This is a genomic window from Collinsella sp. AF28-5AC (assembly GCF_003457875.1).
GTDB lineage: Bacteria > Actinomycetota > Coriobacteriia > Coriobacteriales > Coriobacteriaceae > Collinsella.
Map to the genome: position 1 here is coordinate 1 of NZ_QRTA01000028.1, position 402 is coordinate 402.

1 pseudogene is annotated in these 402 nt (G+C 77.9%); it reads right to left on the reverse strand.

Annotated elements, in window-relative coordinates:
- Positions 1 to 278 (reverse strand): annotated as a pseudogene (locus tag DWZ01_RS10850) (hydrolase Nlp/P60); the annotation flags it as partial.
- Between the last annotated feature and the right edge of the window lie 124 nt (positions 279 to 402).

The following is a 402-nucleotide window of genomic DNA, read 5'->3' on the forward strand; positions in this document are numbered from 1 at the left end:
GCGGCCGCCTGGGCCGCCTGGTGCTTGGCCGGGGCGGTCGCGCCGGCTGCCTCGGGGCCGCGCGCGCCTCCCTTTGGGGCGCCGAGCGCGGTCGCCGCCTTGCGGCTGCCTTGGGCTGCTTTCTTCGCCTTCCTCTGCCGCAGCCTTCCCGCGGCCTTCTTGGCCGCACGCCCCGCGTCGTACATGCCCGAGGCGCCCTCGAGCTCCTCCGAGTCGTCGAGCTGGGAGACGGCCTCCCGGGCGATCGCCAGCTTCGCCGCATCGACGCGCGAGCGCATCGCGGCCGCCGCGCGCCGGTCGCCGGCTGGTTGGGACAATTTGTCCCCGAGCCCGCCTTCTCGCGCGTCGGGCCTGGAAGGGCGCCCCTTCGCCGTTGCGGCGGGGGGGCCCCCCCCCCCCCGC